Origin of the sequence: Cellvibrio sp. QJXJ (assembly GCF_024452345.1) — a bacterium.
In the GTDB taxonomy this organism is placed as follows: domain Bacteria; phylum Pseudomonadota; class Gammaproteobacteria; order Pseudomonadales; family Cellvibrionaceae; genus Cellvibrio.
This window is the reverse complement of record NZ_CP101662.1, coordinates 1,914,322-1,934,528: the sequence shown is the minus strand read 5'-3', so window position 1 is coordinate 1,934,528 and position 20,207 is coordinate 1,914,322. Positions and strand designations below refer to the sequence as shown.

The following is a 20,207-nucleotide window of genomic DNA, read 5'->3' as shown; positions in this document are numbered from 1 at the left end:
ATAACATTATATTGGTTCGTTTCAAGATCGCTTGAATTCATGATACTAACCACTGATAATCATCCTTATCGTGGGCTAGTTGATCTTGACGTAAATTTTCGACTTGTAACGCCGGTACATAGCCGCCTTTTGAGCGACATCGAAGGAAATCCTATTCATGAACAACAAACCGCCAATACAGGCTAGCAACTTGTCGTTACGTAATAAGGATGCGACCCTGGTTGAACGCCAGGGGCCCGAACCACTACGGCAATACCTCCAGGCAGCGACATCCGACAACACACGTAAAGCCTACCGTTCGGCCATTCGACAATTTGAAAAATGGGGTGGTCGCCTGCCCTCGGATCGGGATACTGTCGTGCGTTACCTGCTGGCCAGAGCCGAATCGCTTAATCCCCGAACCCTGGATCTGCACCTGACCGCTATTAGCCAATGGCACCATTATCAAGGGCTCATCGATCCAGTAAGTGATCCGTTGGTCCGCAAAACCATGGAAGGCGTTCGTCGTACCCATGGCCAACCCAAGCGCAAAGCCAAGGCATTGCGCTTGGAGCACGTCGCCCAAATGGTGAATCATTTGCGGCAACTACCAACCACCAAAAAGAAACTGAGGGATATCGCGCTGGTGTTGACCGGCTTTTTCGGTGCCTTTCGCCGTAGCGAATTGGTGGCCATTCGCTACGGTGATCTGGTGTGGGAACCTGAAGGACTTCTCATCCGGCTGTCTAGTTCCAAGACCGATCAACAAGCCTCCGGCTTAGTGCGAGCATTACCTTTCGGTGCACCAGACTGCTGTCCTGCTACGGCCATGAAAAACTGGATAGAACTGGGTGGCATTAATGAAGGTCCGGTTTTTCGCCCCATTAACCGGTGGGATAAGATTCAGCCTAAAGCGTTGAATCCCAGTGCCATTAATGAATTACTCAAGACTTTGGGTAACGCCTGCCAGTTCGATTTTGTACCGGAATTGAGCAGCCATAGCTTCCGGCGCGGCCTCTCTACATCGGCAGCCCGAGAACGAGTTGATTTTGAGTTGATTAAAAAGCAAGGCGGATGGAAGAGCGATGCCACCGTCTGGGAGTACATTGAAGAAGGACAGCAGCTCTCCAATAACGCTACCCATATATTGATGGAGAAAATGGCGGTTCTTATAGATACCGTTCGGGTAAAAGAGATATGAACATGACAAGAACTATCAGTAAAGTTGCCAAAGAACTGGCTATCAATATAGAAACCGTTCGCTTCTATGAGCGTCGTGGATTAATAGAGCAACCGCCAAAACCCGAGTTGGGCTACCGCCATTATCCCGATGAAACGGTTAATCGCATCCGGTTCATTAAGCGGGCGCAAGAATTGGGGTTTACCCTGGAAGAGATCGCCAACCTGCTAAGCTTGAATGACCGCCCATGTGCTCAGGTGCAGGAGCTGGCCGAGTATAAACTCAGCGCCGTCATGGAAAAAATTGCCGATCTGAAGCGGCTCGAAAGCGCACTCAAGGCATTATTGACGCAATGTCAGAGTAATAACGATGACTCACATTGTCCCATTATCGACTCCCTGCAACCTTAATTAGTTTTACACGGGCATCACAAAAACGTTTGACTCCGTACATCGGTACGGAGATTACACTTGCTCCATACACTGAAATCAGAGGAGTAAGTCGTGTCACAGAAAGAATCCAATCTACCTATTATTGGCGGCGTTATCGCGGCTGTTGGCGCTGGCCTGTGCTGCGCTGGTCCTTTCGTGTTGTTGCTGCTAGGCGTGAGTGGCTCCTGGATTGGTAATTTAACCTTGTTAGAACCTTATCGTCCCATTTTTATCCTGCTGGTTTTAGCCTTATTTGGCTTCGCAGGCTGGAAGGTCTATCGCCCCGTTGAGGACTGTGAGCCAGGCACCGCCTGTGCAGTTCCTCAAGTGCGAAAACGCCGGCAGGTGATCTTTTGGTTAACGGCACTGACTGCGTTGGTGCTAGTCACCAGCAATTATTGGATTGTCTGGTTTGCCTGAATACTTTCTTACCGCTCACTTTTATTAATGACTTAATACGTTACTGGAGAAAATGATGAAGAAAATTGCCTTGTTGTCTTTGCTAGCCTTGACCAGCCTGACCGCTTTTGCTGCGCCGAAAACAGTTACTTTGGAAGTTCCAACCATGAACTGTGTGACCTGCCCCTTTACGGTCAAAAATGCCTTAAAAAATGTTGAGGGTGTGAGTAAAGCTGAAGTCACCTTTGAAACCAAATTGGCAGTTGTCACATTCGACGACGAAAAAACCACAGTAAAAGCACTGACCGAAGCCACCACTAATGCGGGTTATCCATCAACGCTCAAGGAGTAAAGCATGGAAATGCTAATACAGTTACTGACCCGTTTCGGCGATAAGATTAGCTCATTGGGCGCGCTGGTTTCTGCTATGGGATGCGCCATGTGTTTCCCGGCCATCGCCAGCCTGGGCGCTGCGGTCGGGTTGGGTTTTCTCAGCCAATGGGAAGGTTTGTTTGTTAATACCCTGTTACCGTTGTTTGCCTGGATTGCCCTGGTACTCAACGGACTTGGCTGGTTCAGCCACCGGCAATGGCACCGTAGTGCGCTGGGTGTGGTCGGCCCCATTTTATTGCTGTTATCGCTCTATCCGTTTTTCCAATACGGCTGGAGCAGCTATGTCACCTATTCAGCGTTAGGCCTGATGGTTGCCGTATCGCTTTGGGATATTTTTTCACCCGCGAATAAACGCTGTGATGATGACAGCTGTGCTGTTTAACACGACGCAATGCCTGACTACTATTTGAGGAAAACGAATGATCTTACTATCGATAGAAGGGATGACCTGTCCAAGTTGCGTCGCTCACGTTAAAGAAGCGCTCGATGCGATCGAAGGCGTGAATAAGGTTGAAATATCTTATGAAAACGCCAGCGCAACGATCACCACAAACGGTGGGGTCAGCGTAACCGATCTCATTGGAGCGATTGAAGCCCTGGGTTATACCGCAAAAGAAAACCCCTTAGCGGAAAACACAGCACCGAACGCCTACTGTGACAACGAAAATACCAGCAACACAGAAAGCAACCGAACTCAACATGTGGCGATTATCGGTACGGGTTCCGGCGCTTTTGCCTGTGCTATCAAAGCCGCTGAAGGTGGTGCCAAGGTCACTCTTATTGAGGGAGCCGATGTGATTGGCGGCTGTTGCGTGAATGTCGGCTGCGTACCCTCAAAAATTTTGATCCGCGCCGCTCAATTGGCACAGCAGCAACGCAATAATCCCTTTGCCGGACTGGAAAATCATGCGCCCCAATTGAGTCGAGCCTTGTTGGCTCAGCAGCAGACCGCTCGAGTCGAAGAGCTGCGCGCTGCAAAGTATCAGAATATTCTAGAGACAAATCCTGCGCTTAGTTTACTTAAAGGTTGGGCGCAATTTAAAAATGCAAACACCCTGATAGTCAGAAAAAATGATGGCACTGAGCAGGAAATCTTTGCTGATAAAATCCTGATCGCCACTGGCTCCACGCCAACCATTCCTCCCATCGAGGGGCTGGCCGAAACGCCTTACTGGACCTCTACCGAAGCGCTGTTTGCCGAGGAATTGCCGCAGCACCTGGTGGTGATTGGTTCATCGGTCGTGGCGCTAGAAATTGCCCAGGCTTACCGACGATTGGGCAGTGAAGTCACCGTGTTGGCAAGACACTCACTACTTTACAGTGAAGACCCCATAATCGGTGAAAAACTGGCAGGCTGTTTTGAAAAAGAAGGCATTCGAGTTTTAAACAACACGCAAGCCACCCAAGTGACCCACGATGGAAATCAATTCACCCTGAACACTAATGCAGGCGAGCTCAGTTGTGATCGTTTGCTGGTAAGCACCGGGCGACACGCCAATACCAGCCAACTCAATCTGGACGCGGTGGGTGTCACCACCAACAAAAAGGGCGAAATCGTTGTTAACGAACGCATGGAAACCAATGTTGCTGGTATTTACGCTGCCGGTGACTGCTCTAACATGCCGCAATTTGTCTATGTCGCCGCGGCCGCCGGTAGCCGTGCTGGTATCAATATGACGGGCGGCGACGCCAAACTGGATCTGTCCACCATGCCCGCCGTGATCTTTACCGATCCACAGGTGGCTACCGTCGGACTGACCGAGGAGCAAGCCAGGGCTCAGGATATTGAGACCGACAGCCGCGTACTGGGTATGGAAAATGTCCCACGTGCGTTAGCCAACTTTGAAACCGACGGTTTTATCAAACTGGTCACAGAGAAGGAAACGGGGTTGTTGCTAGGCGCGCAGATCCTGGCTCACGAAGGCGGCGAACTGATCCAGAGTGCGGCTTTAGCCATCCGCAACCGTATGACGGTGACGGAATTAGCCGACCAGCTTTTCCCTTACCTCACCATGGTGGAAGGTTTGAAGCTCTGCGCGCAAACCTTTAACAAGGATGTCAAAGAACTGTCCTGTTGTGCAGGATAAGAGAGGGCAGTATGGGAACGGCACCCGCCACGCATTCACTGACAGCCCCAACGGTCAATGCGTTGGCGGATGGATTGAACAAGGGTGAATTCGTTCCTTTTTACCAGCCTCTATGGGATGTTCAACACCAATGCTGGGAAGGCGCTGAAACGCTCATTCGCTGGCAACATCCAACTGAAGGATTGATCCAGTCAGACACCTTTATTCCCGTTGCCGAACAAAGCGGATTAATTCTGGAACTGGGCGCGTTTGTCTTACGGGCGGCCTGTCAACAGATGATGCATTGGCGTCAACGCGGTTTACCCGAGGGTATCATCGCGGTCAACGTCTCTGCCTTACAAATCCACCAACCTGACTTTGTCGAAGACCTTGCCAGGATATTGCGTGATACGGGACTGCCTGCTCCGGCATTGGAACTGGAATTAACCGAAACACTGGCCCTGGAGGATACGCCAATCCTGATCGAAAACCTGCATCGCTGCCAGGCGCTGGGCATTCGCCTGTCCATCGACGATTTTGGTACCGGGAGTTCGTCGCTGGCACGCTTGCAATGCTGCCCAGTGACCCGCCTAAAAATCGACAAAACCTTTGTCACGCATATGACAACCGAGCCAAAGGATCGCGCCATTACCGAAAGCGTCATCACCCTTGGCCATAACCTGAATTTATCCATCGTCGCGGAAGGGGTTGAGACGGCCACTCAACAACAACTTTTAGAGAAGCTTGGCTGTGATGTATTACAGGGCTATCGGCTGGCGCGGCCAGCCGATGCCGAAACGACTGAAGCGTTGTGGCCAGGCCGCAGTGTTTGAAACGAACGGAGACAAACCCATGTCAAAAGCCGCCGTGTCAAAAGATGTGTCACGATACTTTGAGGTGATCCCCGACTTTGCGGCATTCATGGATGCCGATGGGCAGACACTCGAATTTCCCCTGACGATCTCGCAACTGGCGAAACCCGCGCAAACCACAGTGCATACCGTCAGGAATTACGTCTTGGAAAATTTGGTACTTTGCCCAGAGCATTCCGCGGGTGGTTTCGGTTTATACAATCAATGCGCTTTAAACCGGCTGCGCTTCATTCGCGCAGCGCGTGCGGCGGGCCTGCTGATCCTGGATATAAAACCCTTGCTCTACGCCATCAACGAAGGCGACCAGCAAGCCTGTGAAGCCGCCATGCGCGAACTGCAAACCAAAATTGATGAACGCCAGGCTTACTTGCAGGCATTGGATTCACAGCTGTCGGAGCTGCGCCAACTGGCCTGATCGCCATAACAAAGGAGTATACGATGTCAGAAAAATGTGAAACCGGCCCCCACGACTGGGTAGCCAATAAAGGCCGATTTATTCTCACCTGGGTATTGCCAGCGATACTCATAGTGATTACCGGCATGATGCAACTTGCACCGTGGATGACCGGCAGTATCTGGGCGATCGCTTTAAGTTGGATGGGATATGCCTGTTTAAGAAATGCGCGTCAATGTGGGCGAATGCATTGTTTTTTCAGCGGGCCATTTTTTCTGGGTTCCGCCATGTTGGCATTAGGCATTGGGATGCAGTGGATACAATGGCTCACCTTTAACGGATTAGGACTCTTTTTACTGATCGGTACACCACTGGTTTGCGTGTTACCGGAGATGTTCTGGGGAACTTACAAAGTTGCGACAAACGGCAAAGAAGAATGAATGCGATAGTGAAGCGCGCTACAAACTCTATAAAACGCCTCTGGTCACTTGTAGTGTATGCATTTCAATCGCCGGTTCAGGATTCTCACTCAAAACGGCGTACCGCGATCCTCTTTAGTCTGGTGCTGGTCGTCCACTTGGTTGTCCTGCCAGCGCATGAACTGGGTTCCGATATTGGCTTGCGTTCTTTTGCACATCTTAATCTGAGAATCGCGCTATTTGCGTTTTTGTTCGCAACGCTGGAGAGCGTTCTCATCAATTTATGGGTTCAACTGATACGCAAGAAGACCCATTGCAGAACGGCACCAGCGGCGGGCGGCATAGTTATCGGGATTGTAAGCCCCCTGTTGTGTTGTACCCCGCTGCTGCCGACCATCTTAAGTTTTATCGCCATTTTGTTTCCTTCCGCTGTTTCTGGTATGGGTCTCAAAATTCAGTATGCGGTCAATGTGTATCAAACCGAACTGTTGCTGTTGGCGTTGGTATTACTGTTGTTTGCGATTGTTCAAAATGCTTGGCATCTCAATTCAGGCGACGTAATGGCAGGCCATCACAAGGAATAAAGCAATGAAAGCCACTTGCGACTAATCTAGGCATATCCAAATGACGACTAGAAACCTGATAACTATAACGCGATGCTTTTACACAATAATGCATCTATCAGAGAAAATTTAAGTCGATGGCCGCTATCTATCAGACAGCTTATCCACGAATTAAATCTGATATCACCGAAGATGAGTTAGGGGATGTCTATACACCTACGCCGGAAGATCAGAAGTTTGCACTGCGTCACTGTAAACGAACCAGCGCATCCTTTTTGGGGCTCCTGATTCAGCTAAAAATCACGCAGCGATTGGGCCGGTTCGTAAACCTGGGTGAAATACCAAAGGTGATCATCACGCACATTAAAAATCAGTGCCGTTCGCGGGTGACACTGAAGGATCTCCAAACCTATTACACATCGGGCGCGAAGGATCGTCACGTAAAGCTGATTCGGCGCCATCTTAATATAAAAGCCTACGATGCGGCCAAGACCTCTGAATTGGCACAGATTTGGGCACTTGAGGCAGCGACTACCAAAGAAGCATTACCGGATATCATCAATGTCACGTTGGAATATTTGGTCAAAGAGCGATACGAGTTACCGGCGTTCAGTGTACTTGAGCGGATATGTCAGGCGGCCAGGGCCGAAGTCAACACTCGGTATTACGATCAATTGTGTGGCTTTTTAGAGTCTGAAAGTCGCCAATGCATCAACGATATTCTTCGATCTAGCACAGGACTGAATGGTTTTGGTTGGAGCACGCTGAAAAATGAACCCAAACGCCCGACCCCTCGCAATATCCATGCGTACATCCAATACCTGGAATGGCTTACATCCCTGCAAACACTTTTGCCCACGGATTTGGGGTTGCCGCCAGTTAAACACCAGCAGTTTATCAACGAGGCCAAGGCCCTGGATTACGCCGAATTGATGAAACTAAAGCTGAACAAGCGACTCGCACTCGTCATCGTTTTAATCCGGCACCAATACGCACAAACACTGGATAACGCCGCCGATATTTTTATCAAGATGTTGTTAAAAATGGATCGCTCGGCGCAGAAGCTGTTGGAGAAGTACCTTGCAGACCATCAAAAGCAAACCGATCATTTGATTTCTGTGTTGTCTGGGACGGTCAAGGTGTATCTTGATAAACCCGATTCGGTGGCAGCTTTTGATCCGATACTGGGAAAGAACAGTGATCAGCTAATGCAAATGTGCGAACAATATATGGCATTCGCAGGCAACAACTATTTGCCGTTTATGGTTCGACTCTATAAAAAGCAACGATCCACCTTGTTTCGTACGATTGAAATACTCAACCTGGCATCGGCCACGGAAGACAAGGACTTGCTCAATGCGTTCCAGTTTATTTTGACGCACAAAAAGCGTCGCACGGAGTTCCTGTCAATTCAAAGCGATCCGAACGATCCCTCTTCCAGAAATGTCATTAATATTCGCTGGATTCGCGAAAGCTGGTGGAAATTAGTCACGGGAAAATCAACCAAATCAGCACAGGTGTCGGAGGTTAATAAAACCTGTTTTGAGCTGTGTGTGTTTGAACGGATCGCTGAAGAACTAAGTACCGGTGACTTGTTCATTCCCTACAGTGAAACCTTCGATGATTACCGGGAGCAGATGATCACCTGGGAAGAATACGAAGCGCAGTTGCCTACCTATTGCGAGGAGGTAGGGCTCGTCGCCGGTGATACTGAATTTACAACAACGCTGAAGAAGTCCATGGAAACGAGCTGCCGGAAAGCTGACAGCCAATTCCCGGAGGACGAACTGGTTCGTATTGAAAACGGGAATCTGATTATCGGTAAACCAAAGCCTGATCAACCCTTACCTGAAGTCGAAGAAATTGGAGCGCTTTTGCGCGATCGGTTGGACAAAATCAACCTGCTTGATGTGATTATCAATGTCGAAAAGTGGCTGAACCTGAATAAACATTTTGGCCCGTTGTCGGGCTTCGAATCACGTATCAGCGACCCGGAGTTACGTTTTGTCCTGACCGTGTTTTGTTACGGTACCAACATTGGTCCCACCGAAACCGTGCGATCTGTGCAGGGCGTTTCTCGCAAGCAAGTCGCCTGGCTTAACTTAAAACGCACGACGGAAGCGCGTCTCGATAAAGCTATTGCGAAGATCAATAGCGAGTATAAGAAATACCGGCTCATTGAGTGTTGGGGATCAGGCAGCAGTGTGTCCGCTGATGGAAAGCTTTGGGATCTCTACGAAGATAATTTGCTATCTGAATACCATATTCGGTATGGCAGCTATGGCGGCATTGCCTATTACCACGTCTCGGACACCTATATTGCATTGTTCAGCCGGTTTATTCCCTGCGGTGTCTACGAGGCGATTTATATCTTGGACGGCCTACTCAACGATGAATCTGATTTTAATCCGGACACCGTTCACGGCGATACACAGGCGCAATCCACACCCGTCTTTGGCCTGGCGTACTTGCTGGGCATAAAGCTCATGCCCCGTATCCGAAATATCAAAGATCTCAGCTTTTATAAGCCTGATCGCTCCATGGTACTCAAGCATATTCAGTCTTTGTTCAAGGAGCCGATCAAGTGGGATCTCATTGAAAAGCACTATGCGGATATGATGCGAACGGCCATGTCAGTTAAAGCAGGGAAAATCACCGCTTCGACAATCCTGCGCCGGTTCGGCACCAAGAACCGGAAAAACAAGCTGTACTTTGCGTTCCGTGAACTCGGGCGCGTGGTCAGAACCATGTTTTTGCTGGAATACATTACCGACGTTGATCTGCGCAAAACAATCCAGGCAGCGACCTGTAAGAGCGAAGAGTTCAATGAGTTTGCCCGGTGGTTGTTTTTTGCTAATGGCGGGAAAATTCCTGCAAACTTGAGACACGAACAAAGCAAAATCGTTAAATACAATCATTTGCTGGCCAACTTCGCGATCTTATACAACGTAAACGCGATGACCGAAGTGTTCAATCAATTGAAGTCGGAAGGGTACAATATTACCCGCGACATTATGGCCGAATTCTCACCGTATCATACCGAGCATTTGGGGCGGCTAGGAAGTTTTGGGCTGGATCTAACCAAGCAGGTTAAGCCCATGACTTTTGAACTGCTGGTTGATTAATTCATAATATTCAATCGGTTACGTTAGAAGTGGCTAAATTCAACGCTTTTACCGGCCGGACCTCAGAAAAGACGCAAACTGTCCCAGCCATGTTGCCAGGCACCGCCGGGGGAAGTCTCTGCATCCAGAATAACGAAGGAGTAATCCGTGCGACGCAGATAGTAAGCTACAGAGAGTGCGGCCTGACCGCCGCCGATAATAACGACATCAACCATTGTTTCCATTACAACGAAGATCCTTTATCCAAACTCATCAAGAAAGCATTAGCGCTATGCCCGTAATTTCACATGACAGGATAGCGCTAATTTAACCAAAGCCATTCATTTGAATTATTTGATCGTATTGTTGCGAGTTTTAAACCAACTCCAACCGAAGCCACCTGCTGCAACAAAGGCTACGATTATTTGTGAGATAAATGTCTCCAGTGTGGGATAAAGTCCGAGCCATTCGATACGTGGGATCGTAATGAGCGTTACGCCTATCCATCCTGCCTCTTGCAAAGCGGATACGCCCTTGCCAATTAACACTACCGCAAGTACAACCACCAAAATGGAGGTAAAAGAGAAGAATGTTCCAAGCGGCATACGTGCGCTTGTGCGCAGCAATGCCCACGCGATTATTATCAATAACACTAACGCTGTGAAAAAACCGGCCATCAACGCGCCGCCATTTCCATCTGCTGCCAGTGCGGAATAAAACAACACAGTCTCAAAAACCTCTCGATACACTGCGATGAATGCCAGCGCGAACAATGCCCACGCTGAACCCTGCGACACTGCCTTTGACATTTTCCCTTTCAAATAATCTTGCCACTTGCCAGCGCTGCTTTTCTGGTGCATCCACAATCCAACACTAAGTAAAACAACTGCTGCGAGTACTGAGCCAATTCCCTCCGTCACCTCACGATTAGCACCGCTAATGCCGATTAGATAAGTTGCTACGACCCACGTCAGCACGCCAGCGAGCAAGGCGCTTATCCACCCTCTATGGACATGGCGGAGTACCTCAGGTCTATCTGTTTTTTTCAAGAATGTAATCATGCCGATCACAATCAACAACGCTTCGATACCTTCGCGTAAAAGAATCGTGAGTGCTCCAACAAACGTTGTTGTAGGGTCAGCTTTCGCTTCTTGCATTAGCGCATCGACTTGTACAAAAAGTTGTTCCAATTGAACTGCCGCAGTCTCAGCTTGTTCAATGGTTCCTTTTGTAATTGCTGAGCGATAGGTGAGCATCGCGGTTTCAACGGCAATCATCAAAGCACCGTCACGAGTGGCCACTATAGGCTCCAGTGGTTCGAATCCATCCAGGTATGCTGACAAGCTCAAACGTGTCGCGAGGTTTCGATCTCCGGCTCGTGCAGCGGCCAGACTTTCCGCAAGACGCAATCGGGATAGCGCCAAACCAACAGGTTTATTTTTTTCTACAACATCGGGGTTGTTTCGTAAGTAAGCGGTGACAGCGCGAGCTTTATGTTCTTGTATGGTTTCGGCCAGTGCTGCTTCGGTGATTGTCGTAAGCATGGTCAAATCAGCGAAGTGGCTCTTTATTTGTCCATCGTTATTCCAGAATTGCTTACCTTCTTCGCGCATGGATTCATCGTAAGAAAGCGTACCGATATAAAATGCGAGCGCCCATCGATCTGCTTCTGGGAGTGCTTCAAAACTCGCCATCGATGTGCCTTCCACTCCTTGCGAAATCACCTGATATAAAGCCATCAGGCTGCGTGTGCGGGCACGCTCTGCATCCGTAAATGCAATCGGCTTGGGTTCCAGGCTTTCAGCAAGCGGACCATCACCTTTTCCATCCACACCATGGCATGCAGCACATTGCGCCGCATAAAGAGTTTGTCCGCGAGCAAGCTCGGGGACTGTTGCAGGAGCTACTGGAAAGGGATAGGCAGTTATCAGTGATGAATTTGCCTGATTTGCTAGTCGGCTGACTTCGGCGCTTGCCTCTTTACGCAGGACAGCTGCGCGCAACTCGGCAATTTTTTGGGCAATAGCGGGTTTGGATACGTGCTCCGGGAGAGACTGTAATAACGAGCCCGCATTCTCTGTAAAATCCAGCATCTCAGCGTATTCCGCCTCGCTGATGATGACACCATCGGCGACAGCCCCGCTGTAATCTACCGCAACATAATCAAGCAGCTGCCATAGCTGCTTTGCATCGCCCGATGCTCCAGTTTGTGCGAATGCAGTGCCTGAAATAAGAAACCAAATAGCAACAACACTGGCGATCCGCGTAAGAAAACGTTTTTGATTATTCACTTTTATTATTGCCTCCAAGTTTCGGGATCAAGCGGATATAAATCAGCTCGCTAATAAGCTCGACCATCGTTTGCGTCACGATAATGGCGGGCAATACGGGAATAGCACCGGGTACGGCCAATGCCAGCGGCAGTATGACCAGTGAATTACGGGTGCCCGCGCTGAATGCGACGGCTCTGCCAGCAGCTGCTTCAAGCCGCAACAGGCGAGCAACAATCCATCCGAGTAGCGGAGCAATTACTGCAAATGCGACGTACACCGGTATAACTTTTAATGTTGCATCGATAGCGGTTTCAAGTTGGGGTATCAATGCTGCGATAACAATGAATAAAACCAGCGCGGTTGCTGGCACTGGTAATAAGCCGAGTGCATTGGAAACACGTTCACCAACGGAGGTTCGTGTGGCCCATAATTGCACTAGCGCTGCTAATCCGAGTGGGACGGCAATTAACCAAATGAAGGCGTGCACAAATGGGCCGATTTGTACGAGATCTGCCGCTGCCTCTCCCAAAAACATCTTGAGATAAGCGGGCAATAAAAGCATTTGAGTAATGAGTAGCGCCGGAGTTGCTGCCAATAATAAACGGGCGTCAGCACGCCCCAAATGTGAGAAGGTAACAACGTAATCGATACAGGGCGTGAGCAATACAAACAGGACGCCTAGTCTAATCATCGGATCATTGGGTAAAAACTGAATCAAGCCCGCAACGAGCAATGGAACAATAAGAAAATTAGTGATCAGCAATGCGCTCAGGAAGCGAATTCGAGTGAAGGCGCGACCTAAATCGGCCACAGGAACTTGAAGAAAAGTGACAAAAAGCATTAACGCTAAAGCAGGATTGATTGCGCGTTCCAGCATGCTCATGCCCGGTACCATTAGTGCAATTACTGCGGCAACGATGACCGCAACAAAGTAAATTATGACCTGCTGATTTTCCAGTTTTTCACGAATGTGTTGCATAGCTTGATTCCATTGTTATCAAATACCCGGCGTTTGCAGGAGGGCGCACCCTTCAGGAGGATGGCTTGTGCCAAAGCGCGGTTATAATAAATGAGACTGTTTATCATTTCTATATTTGTTGAAGTATTAAAATACTGGTGAATCTTTTTGGGATCACCCTATTTACCTAGTGAGCATTGTTATATGGAACCATCTCGTATGATGGCTGAGCAGCAAGCACTTGCCAGCTTCGCTGCCATCGCGCAGGAAACCCGGCTGCGTATTATTCGCATGCTTGTTGTGGCAGGTGCAGACGGCATGGCGGCGGGAACTATTGCAGAGCAATTAGGAGGGGAAGCGCCGTCTCGTATCTCATTCCATTTGAATCAGCTTGAGCAGGCGGGTCTTATTGAGAGCAGACGCGATGGGCGATCAATTATTTACAGCGTGATTTTTTCAACATTGTCGGATCTGGTTGCATTCTTAATGCACGACTGCTGTCAGGGTCATTGCAAATATTGCGATAGAGCAATTGAACTCTTTGCCAAATGCGAAGGCCGTCCGAGTGATTAGCGATCTATGCGATACTTAGTTTTTCAGATTGGATAAGGCATCAACAATAGTACATTCAGGCGCTCGGGCACCTGGACAACAACATTGGCAATCCTTTGCCATTTGCTCCAACGCCTTTTGGATACGCTGAAGCTCGACAATTTTTTCGCTCACTTCGCATAAATTATTATTCACCAAGGCTAGTGCATCTGCACAGGATCGTTCCGTGTTTTCCGCAAGGCTCAACATCTCGCGAGTTCGCTCCAGATTGAATCCCAAGCCACGGGTTTTCAGAATAAATGAGAGACGTTTTTGATGGACAGAGTTGTAGAGGCGATGGCCGCCTTCAGACCTGAAAGGTTTTTCCAATAGCCCAAGCTTTTCATAATAACGGATGGTATCAATCGGGCAGCCGGTGGCATGTGAAAGTGCGCCAATCCCAAACATAGTTAATCCTTGATAAAACACTTGAATCTGTAGTTACTCCAGATTTTACGCTAAAGACTCCTGTGCCTTCATTCAATTTTGGAGTTTTCATGAACAACCGTAAATCAGTATGGTTAGTATTTACAGCGGCTATTGCGTGTATCGGCTGTTGTGCAGTCCCGCTGTATTTAGTCATTGCTGGCGCGTCTTCAGCAAGCTTGATGGCAATAGTAACTGGGCCGAAAAGTGTAGATCTACTTCTATGCCTCCTGCCTGTAGCAATCCTTGGTATTATTTATATGGCGACTCGTCGTAAAAAACAGTGCTGCCCTGAACCTTCCGATGAATGCGGTAAGAATCAGTGCAGCACCTCCAGCATAAAAAATGCAGAGTAACGCTAAATTATTCCGATGGCTGGCGCTATGTCGATCTTCTCTCAAAATTTCATTCGCTGAATTCGCACCGCGTTCAAAATCGCCAGCAGCGCTACGCCAACATCCGCAAAAACCGCTTCCCACATTGTGGCTAAGCCTCCAGCACCCAGTATTAATACGATGGCTTTTACACCGAACGCGAGGGAAATGTTTTGCCAAACAATGCGTTTGGTTTGTTTACCGATGGCGATGGCAGTGGGAATTTTGCTGGGTTTATCATCTTGAATAACAACATCGGCTGTTTCGATTGTTGCATCGCTGCCAAGGCCGCCCATCGCTATACCGACATCGCTCAGGGCAACGACCGGTGCGTCATTAACACCATCACCTACGAATGCAACGGTTTCATTGCGCGCTTTGATTTCTTTTACCTTGTTAACTTTATCTTCTGGCAGCAGATCACCAAAGGCATTCGCGATACCTAATTTCTGTGCGACAAATTGCACCACGGAATTTTTGTCACCGCTAAGCATGGTAATGTTGACACCGAGTTGTTTCAGCGTGTCTATCGTTAATTGCGCATCCTCTTTTATGCTGTCAGCAATGGTGATGTAACCCGCGAATTTATGGTCGTAGGCAATCGCAATGACGGTATACACAATCGAGGCCGGATCAATATCGTAGGCGACGGCGAATTTATCGAGCAGCCTGAAATTACCGACCAGTAACACTTTGCCATTCACGTCGGCTTTCAATCCATGACCCGATATTTCTTCAACATTGTTCAATGTAATGCTGCTATCGATATCGCCTACATATTGATGAATAGCGGTCGCTACCGGATGCGTACTCTGGCTTTCCAGCGCATTAACCATTTTCAGGATTTCATCGCGATTGAACTCGGGCTTCAGGTTGACCTCTTGTACTTTAAAAACACCTTCCGTCATGGTACCGGTTTTATCCATCACCACGTTTTGAATGGTAGAAATGGTGTCCAAAAAGTTACTGCCTTTGAATAAAATACCGTTTCGACTGGCTGCGCCTATGCCGCCGAAATAGCCCAGTGGAATGCTAATGACCAGTGCACACGGACAGGAGATCACCAGGAAAATCAACGCACGGTACAACCACTCACTGAATACATAAGTCTCCACAAATACGTATGGCACCACACAAATCGCAACGGCCAACGCAACTACAATAGGTGTGTATATTTTGGCGAATTTTCGGATAAATAATTCGGTAGGCGCTTTTTGCGCAGCAGCGTTTTGTACTAACTCTAAAATTCGGGACAGTTTGCTGTCGGTGTAGGCAGTGGTTACTCTGACTTGAGACACTGCATTGAGATTAATCATGCCCGCCAAAACACTATCACCTTTGGTTTTTGTGTCAGGTTTGCTCTCGCCGGTCAGCGCAGCGGTATTAAATGAGGCGGTTTCAGATAAGAGTTCACCATCCAATCCTAATTTCTCACCTGCTTTGAGTTGGATAATATCGCCAATGCTGACGGTCTCTGCTTTGAGAGTCATCGCTTGATTATTGCGTAACACGGTTACTTCGTCGGGGCGTTGATCAAGCAGGGTTTTAATATTGGTTTTTGCTCTTTTCACGGCGAGGGTCTGGAATACTTCACCGACAGAATAAAACAACATCACGGCAACACCTTCCGGATATTCACCAATAGCAAAAGCGCCGATGGTGGCAATACCCATCAATAAAAATTCAGAAAACACTTCACCTTTGACGATGCTCTCAACGGCCTCTTTCAACACGGGCAGGCCGACAGGTAAATAGGCGGCAACATACCAGCCAATACGTACCCAGCCCGTAAACCAGGTTTGTGGAAAATAATTATCCAGTGCTATTGCAATCAGCAGTGCAACGAAACTCAGTGCGGCAGGTAGAAATAGCCTGATATTGTTACCATCCTCACTGGCATGATCGTGGTCATGACTATCATCATTGGTATGCTGATCTTGATCGTCACCGGAACAACTACAGCTTTTCATGGGGCTATTTTTTATTAGCGCATTTGCTGTGTTATTGATTTTTGCTTCTTCTGTGCAACACAGTTGTTTGCCCTGTTCATCATATTGGTGTGTATGTTCCATAGCGTATCCTTTACTTGAAAATAGTGATGGAAAATGAAGAGTCATATCACAAAAAATCAATGAGGCTCATGCGGCTTTTTTTGATAGCTGGCTTTAATAATCAATGTCTGCGGGTGGATATTATTGATCACTATTGAAAAATAACCCGTGCGTCGGGTATTCGGCTTGAAGTGAAGATGGCAGGGAGAATAATCAGTGGCGATGGTTTTTAATAACACGCCTTGAGTGTCGAATAGCTGCAATTGTATTTGACCGCACTTCACATGCACTTGCTTGTGTTCGGGCCAAACACCACCGCTCAAGGTCAGGGTTCCCTTATCAAATTTGGCCGCCGCTTTCACAAGACTCAAGTGATGTTGCCGAAGTTCACCATCCTCAAACGCGACTTGGGGCTGAGTCATTGATGGTGATTGGCAGGCATTTAGTAATATCCCAATCGATAGCAAAATAATTAATTTTTTAAAGGTGGTCATAGTCAATGCTCCTGTGAAAAAACCGGTTGATGACCGGGCACTCTGTGCCCCGGTCATCGGTTTTCATCAAATCGGTACAATCAGCGCCAAACGTTGAGCCTTCGAAGGAAATTAATTCTTTGGCCTGGTCGCCCCAAATTTGCTATGAAGCCAGTGATATAAAACGGGTAACACAAACAACGTCAGCAGCGTCGAGGAAATAATCCCGCCGATAACAACGGTTGCCAATGGACGTTGGACTTCTGCACCGGTTCCCGTGTTCAGTGCCATTGGTACAAAACCAAGACTTGCTACCAATGCGGTCATCAGAACCGGTCGTAAGCGAACAAGTGCGCCTTCGGTCACAGCCAACATCAAATCCCCTTTTTCGTGCCAGAGATCACGAATAAAAGCGAGCATGACGAGGCCGTTGAGTACGGCAACACCGGAAAGCGCAATAAAACCAATACCTGCCGATATGGACATGGGCATATCTCGAATGGCTAGCGCCAGCACTCCACCCGTGAGCGCCAAAGGCACGCCACTAAAAATAATTAACGCGTCTTTTAGCGAGCCAAACGCCATAACAAGAATGCCGATGATCAGCAGCAGCGTCAGTGGCACCACAAGAGACAGGCGCTTACTGGCCGATTCGAGTTGCTCAAATGTTCCGCCGTAATCCAGCCAATACCCTGCGGGCATATCCACCTTGTCGGCAATTTGCGCTTTAACATCTTGCACAAAGCCGCCCAGATCGCGTCCCCTTACATTTGCGGTCACAACCACCCGGCGCTTGCCATTTTCCCGGCTAATTTGTGCAGGTGCCGGAGAAATGTCGATAGTTGCTACTTCAGCGAGCGGAACGTAATCGCCGTTAGGCAGTGGCACCGGTAAAAACTTGAGCTTCTCGACATCGCGCCGCACAGCTTCCGGTAATCGCACGATGAGTTCAAAGCGCCGATCACCCTCATACAATATGCCCGCACTTTCACCGCCAACGGCAGCGGCGACCCAATTTTGAAGTGTTGACACATTCAATCCATAGCGGCCCAACGCGCTTCGCTTCGGAATAATTGAAAGTGTCGGCAACCCTGTCACCTGTTCAACGCGTGCATCGGCCACACCTTCTACCTGATTCAAGGCTTCGAGTATGTCGTTAGCGGTCAACACCAGTTGATCAAGGTCATCGCCAAACACCTTGATACCCAGGTCGGCTCTGACACCTGAAATGAGTTCGTTGAACCGCATTTGGATGGGTTGGGTGAACTCATAATTATTACCGGGTAGTTCCTCAAGCGATTTTTCCATTTCCTCCACCAACTGCTCTTTGGTCTTATCGGGATTGGGCCATTCGGATCGAGGCTTTAAGATAACGAAATTATCGGCAACATTCGGGGGCATTGGATCGGTCGCAACTTCGGCAGTACCTATGCGTGCAAAGACTTTATCTACTTCGGGAAACGACTTGATGCGCTGTTCGAGAACTTCCTGCATTTCGACCGCTTGTTCGAGGCCGGTACCGGGGATTCGCATGGCATGTAACGCGATATCGCCTTCGTTAAGTTGCGGAATAAATTCAGATCCCAGTGTTGTGGCAAGCCACGTGCAAATGATGACAAGACCGGTAGCACCGCCAATCACAAACCAACGGAATTTAAATGCCAGCAACAATAAAGGCTTATAGATTTGCTTCGCACTGCGAATGGCAACGCCTTCTTGTTCACTGATTTTCCCGCTTAAAAAAACCGCGACCGCAGCCGGCACAACAGTGAGGGATAAAACCATTGCGGCGACAAGTGCCATCACGACCGTTGCGGCCATGGGGTGAAACATTTTGCCTTCCACGCCGGTGAGGGAAAAAATCGGGATATACACAACGGTGATGATCGCGACACCAAACAGACTGGGCCGAATAACTTCAGAGGTTGCCTCAAAAACCACGTTCAAGCGTTCGCGCAGGCCAAGAGCGCCTTCACGTTGAGCATGGGATAAACGCCGGATAGCGTTTTCCACGATAATCACAGTGCCATCGACGATGATCCCGAAATCCAATGCCCCAAGGCTCATTAAGTTTGCGGACACCCCGGTGTGTACCATGCCGGTTATGGTGGCAAGCATCGATAGTGGGATTACTGCCGCCGTAATCAGTGCTGCACGCAAATTCCCGAGTAACAGGAAAAGCACCACAATCACCAATAAGGCGCCTTCCAAAAGGTTTTTACTGACCGTTGCAATGGCTTTATCGACTAACGCTGTACGATCATAAACGGGTGTCGCAACAATGCCTTCGGGGAGTGAAGCTTGAATATCAATCAGCCTTGCCGCTACGTCTCGCGCTACGGTGCGTGAGTTTTCTCCGATGAGCATCATGGCCGTACCCAGCACCGTTTCAACACCATCCTGGGTTGCCGCACCGGTTCGAAGCTCTTTCCCGATGGCAATATCGGCAACATCACTGATTTTGACGGGAACAGAATCCTGCTGCGCAACAATGACGTTGGCGATGTCATCCAAGGTTTGCAGTTGGCCGGGCGAGCGCACTAGTAATTGTTGCCCATTGCGCTCGATGTAACCTGCACCACGGTTATCATTATTGGATTCAAGCGCATCAACCAGGTCTTCCATCGACACCCCGAAGTGCAGGAGTTTCTGTACATCTGGCGTAATGTGGTATTGCTTGTTATAGCCACCAATACTGTTTACCTCTACCACACCCTTTACCTGCGCCAACTGGGGTTTGATTATCCAGTCTTGAATTTCACGAAGGGCAGTAGAATCGTATGGTTTACCGTCTTGCGTTCGCGCCTCGGGAGTCGCTTGAACGGTATACATAAATATTTCACCCAATCCTGTCGAGATGGGTCCCATTTCAGGTTCCATACCGGTAGGCAGCACACTTTTCATCGATCCCAGTTTGGTGTTGATAAGATTCCGGGCAAAATAGATATCGGTACCTTCGTCAAACACCACAGTAACCTGTGATAAACCATAGCGAGACAACGACCGCGTATAGGATAGGTTGGGTAACCCTGCCAACGCGGTTTCTATCGGGTAAGTAATCCGCTGTTCGGCTTCTAACGGCGAATAACCTGGTGCGGCGGTATTAATTTGCACCTGGACATTGGTGATGTCGGGCACCGCATCAATAGGGAGTTTTTGATAACTCCAAAATCCGATGCCGACGATTAATAAAACAAAACTTAAAAATAGATAACGCCGCTCGATGGCTAAGCGTAGTAGTGAATCAATCATGCTACACCC

General features: G+C 48.7%; 20 protein-coding genes. 13 read left to right on the top strand and 7 right to left on the bottom strand.

Features of this window, described 5'->3' with window-relative positions; all coding sequences use genetic code 11:
• Positions 1–157 precede the first annotated feature (157 nt).
• The 11 genes from NNX04_RS08360 to NNX04_RS08310 all read left to right on the top strand — a co-directional run bounded on the left by NNX04_RS08360 (position 158) and on the right by NNX04_RS08310 (position 9,821).
• Entirely contained in the window at positions 158–1,180 is a 1,023-nt protein-coding gene (locus NNX04_RS08360; protein ID WP_139758094.1) for a tyrosine-type recombinase/integrase, read from the top strand.
• A 2-nt stretch (positions 1,181–1,182) separates the two neighbouring features.
• Positions 1,183–1,569 carry an Hg(II)-responsive transcriptional regulator gene (gene merR, locus NNX04_RS08355; RefSeq protein ID WP_040133151.1) on the top strand — a complete coding sequence of 129 codons (387 nt, stop codon included), beginning with the start codon at positions 1,183–1,185 and terminating at the stop codon, positions 1,567–1,569.
• A gap of 93 nt (positions 1,570–1,662) precedes the next feature.
• Positions 1,663–2,010, top strand: a complete 348-nt coding sequence (locus NNX04_RS08350) for a mercuric transporter MerT family protein (protein WP_007642845.1) — start codon at positions 1,663–1,665, stop codon at positions 2,008–2,010.
• Between the two features lie 52 nt (positions 2,011–2,062).
• Positions 2,063–2,341: a mercury resistance system periplasmic binding protein MerP gene (merP, locus tag NNX04_RS08345; RefSeq protein ID WP_007642844.1), complete on the top strand. Its 279-nt coding sequence runs from the start codon at positions 2,063–2,065 to the stop codon at positions 2,339–2,341.
• A 3-nt stretch (positions 2,342–2,344) separates the two neighbouring features.
• Positions 2,345–2,764 carry an organomercurial transporter MerC gene (gene merC, locus NNX04_RS08340; RefSeq protein ID WP_007642843.1) on the top strand — a complete coding sequence of 140 codons (420 nt, stop codon included), beginning with the start codon at positions 2,345–2,347 and terminating at the stop codon, positions 2,762–2,764.
• Between the two features lie 37 nt (positions 2,765–2,801).
• Positions 2,802–4,469: a mercury(II) reductase gene (gene merA / locus NNX04_RS08335; protein WP_020833624.1), complete on the top strand. Its 1,668-nt coding sequence runs from the start codon at positions 2,802–2,804 to the stop codon at positions 4,467–4,469.
• Positions 4,470–4,480: 11 nt separating this feature from the next.
• Complete coding sequence (locus NNX04_RS08330; RefSeq protein WP_020833625.1) at positions 4,481–5,281, top strand: putative bifunctional diguanylate cyclase/phosphodiesterase; 801 nt, start codon at positions 4,481–4,483, stop codon at positions 5,279–5,281.
• A gap of 19 nt (positions 5,282–5,300) precedes the next feature.
• Positions 5,301–5,735: a MerR family transcriptional regulator gene (locus tag NNX04_RS08325; protein WP_261948119.1), complete on the top strand. Its 435-nt coding sequence runs from the start codon at positions 5,301–5,303 to the stop codon at positions 5,733–5,735.
• Between the two features lie 23 nt (positions 5,736–5,758).
• Positions 5,759–6,154 carry a hypothetical protein gene (locus NNX04_RS08320; protein WP_040133152.1) on the top strand — a complete coding sequence of 132 codons (396 nt, stop codon included), beginning with the start codon at positions 5,759–5,761 and terminating at the stop codon, positions 6,152–6,154.
• A complete protein-coding gene (locus NNX04_RS08315) occupies positions 6,151–6,717 on the top strand; it encodes a hypothetical protein (protein WP_040133153.1) in 567 nt (188 codons plus the stop codon). The genes NNX04_RS08320 and NNX04_RS08315 overlap by 4 nt, the downstream gene beginning before the upstream one ends.
• Positions 6,718–6,833: 116 nt before the next feature.
• On the top strand, positions 6,834–9,821 hold the full coding sequence (locus NNX04_RS08310) for a Tn3 family transposase (protein WP_261948118.1): 2,988 nt from the start codon (positions 6,834–6,836) through the stop codon (positions 9,819–9,821).
• Between the two features lie 62 nt (positions 9,822–9,883).
• On the opposite strand, the gene NNX04_RS08305 is transcribed toward NNX04_RS08310, so the two are convergent.
• The 3 genes from NNX04_RS08305 to NNX04_RS08295 form a co-directional block, all read right to left on the bottom strand.
• Entirely contained in the window at positions 9,884–10,036 is a 153-nt protein-coding gene (locus tag NNX04_RS08305; protein WP_261948117.1) for an FAD-dependent oxidoreductase, read from the bottom strand.
• Between the two features lie 114 nt (positions 10,037–10,150).
• The gene (locus NNX04_RS08300) at positions 10,151–12,091 is read right to left on the bottom strand and encodes a cytochrome c/FTR1 family iron permease (protein WP_261948116.1); all 1,941 of its coding nucleotides are present in this window, start codon (positions 12,089–12,091) and stop codon (positions 10,151–10,153) included.
• Positions 12,084–13,052, bottom strand: coding sequence for an arsenic resistance protein (locus tag NNX04_RS08295; RefSeq protein WP_261948115.1), 969 nt, complete (start codon positions 13,050–13,052; stop codon positions 12,084–12,086). Before NNX04_RS08295 ends, NNX04_RS08300 begins: the two co-directional genes overlap by 8 nt.
• 183 nt (positions 13,053–13,235) lie before the next feature.
• Here NNX04_RS08295 and NNX04_RS08290 point away from each other — a divergent pair, with 183 nt between their 5' ends.
• Positions 13,236–13,604 (top strand): ArsR/SmtB family transcription factor, encoded by a 369-nt coding sequence (locus NNX04_RS08290; protein ID WP_261948114.1) that lies wholly within the window; start codon positions 13,236–13,238, stop codon positions 13,602–13,604.
• Between the two features lie 15 nt (positions 13,605–13,619).
• On the opposite strand, the gene NNX04_RS08285 is transcribed toward NNX04_RS08290, so the two are convergent.
• The gene (locus NNX04_RS08285; protein ID WP_261948113.1) at positions 13,620–14,030 is read right to left on the bottom strand and encodes a MerR family transcriptional regulator; all 411 of its coding nucleotides are present in this window, start codon (positions 14,028–14,030) and stop codon (positions 13,620–13,622) included.
• 89 nt (positions 14,031–14,119) lie between these two features.
• On the opposite strand from NNX04_RS08285, the gene NNX04_RS08280 reads away from it, so the two are divergent.
• Positions 14,120–14,404, top strand: a complete 285-nt coding sequence (locus NNX04_RS08280) for a hypothetical protein (protein WP_261948112.1) — start codon at positions 14,120–14,122, stop codon at positions 14,402–14,404.
• Between the two features lie 41 nt (positions 14,405–14,445).
• On the opposite strand, the gene NNX04_RS08275 is transcribed toward NNX04_RS08280, so the two are convergent.
• From NNX04_RS08275 to NNX04_RS08265, 3 genes are all read right to left on the bottom strand, one after another.
• Positions 14,446–16,494, bottom strand: coding sequence for a heavy metal translocating P-type ATPase (locus NNX04_RS08275; RefSeq protein WP_261948111.1), 2,049 nt, complete (start codon positions 16,492–16,494; stop codon positions 14,446–14,448).
• Between the two features lie 56 nt (positions 16,495–16,550).
• Positions 16,551–16,967, bottom strand: a complete 417-nt coding sequence (locus NNX04_RS08270; protein WP_261948110.1) for a hypothetical protein — start codon at positions 16,965–16,967, stop codon at positions 16,551–16,553.
• A 111-nt stretch (positions 16,968–17,078) separates the two neighbouring features.
• Positions 17,079–20,198 carry an efflux RND transporter permease subunit gene (locus tag NNX04_RS08265; RefSeq protein WP_261948109.1) on the bottom strand — a complete coding sequence of 1,040 codons (3,120 nt, stop codon included), beginning with the start codon at positions 20,196–20,198 and terminating at the stop codon, positions 17,079–17,081.
• Between the last annotated feature and the right edge of the window lie 9 nt (positions 20,199–20,207).

Coding starts and splice junctions, on each gene's coding strand:
- NNX04_RS08270 (WP_261948110.1), bottom strand. CDS start 16,967: ATGACCACCTTTAAAAAATTAATTATTTTGCTATCGATTGGGATATTA.
- NNX04_RS08285 (WP_261948113.1), bottom strand. CDS start 14,030: ATGTTTGGGATTGGCGCACTTTCACATGCCACCGGCTGCCCGATTGAT.
- NNX04_RS08360 (WP_139758094.1), top strand. CDS start 158: ATGAACAACAAACCGCCAATACAGGCTAGCAACTTGTCGTTACGTAAT.
- NNX04_RS08325 (WP_261948119.1), top strand. CDS start 5,301: ATGTCAAAAGCCGCCGTGTCAAAAGATGTGTCACGATACTTTGAGGTG.
- NNX04_RS08305 (WP_261948117.1), bottom strand. CDS start 10,036: ATGGTTGATGTCGTTATTATCGGCGGCGGTCAGGCCGCACTCTCTGTA.
- merR (WP_040133151.1), top strand. CDS start 1,183: ATGACAAGAACTATCAGTAAAGTTGCCAAAGAACTGGCTATCAATATA.
- NNX04_RS08330 (WP_020833625.1), top strand. CDS start 4,481: ATGGGAACGGCACCCGCCACGCATTCACTGACAGCCCCAACGGTCAAT.
- NNX04_RS08275 (WP_261948111.1), bottom strand. CDS start 16,494: ATGGAACATACACACCAATATGATGAACAGGGCAAACAACTGTGTTGC.
- NNX04_RS08265 (WP_261948109.1), bottom strand. CDS start 20,198: ATGATTGATTCACTACTACGCTTAGCCATCGAGCGGCGTTATCTATTT.
- NNX04_RS08320 (WP_040133152.1), top strand. CDS start 5,759: ATGTCAGAAAAATGTGAAACCGGCCCCCACGACTGGGTAGCCAATAAA.
- NNX04_RS08295 (WP_261948115.1), bottom strand. CDS start 13,052: ATGCAACACATTCGTGAAAAACTGGAAAATCAGCAGGTCATAATTTAC.
- merP (WP_007642844.1), top strand. CDS start 2,063: ATGATGAAGAAAATTGCCTTGTTGTCTTTGCTAGCCTTGACCAGCCTG.
- NNX04_RS08280 (WP_261948112.1), top strand. CDS start 14,120: ATGAACAACCGTAAATCAGTATGGTTAGTATTTACAGCGGCTATTGCG.
- NNX04_RS08290 (WP_261948114.1), top strand. CDS start 13,236: ATGGAACCATCTCGTATGATGGCTGAGCAGCAAGCACTTGCCAGCTTC.
- NNX04_RS08310 (WP_261948118.1), top strand. CDS start 6,834: ATGGCCGCTATCTATCAGACAGCTTATCCACGAATTAAATCTGATATC.
- merC (WP_007642843.1), top strand. CDS start 2,345: ATGGAAATGCTAATACAGTTACTGACCCGTTTCGGCGATAAGATTAGC.
- merA (WP_020833624.1), top strand. CDS start 2,802: ATGATCTTACTATCGATAGAAGGGATGACCTGTCCAAGTTGCGTCGCT.
- NNX04_RS08315 (WP_040133153.1), top strand. CDS start 6,151: ATGAATGCGATAGTGAAGCGCGCTACAAACTCTATAAAACGCCTCTGG.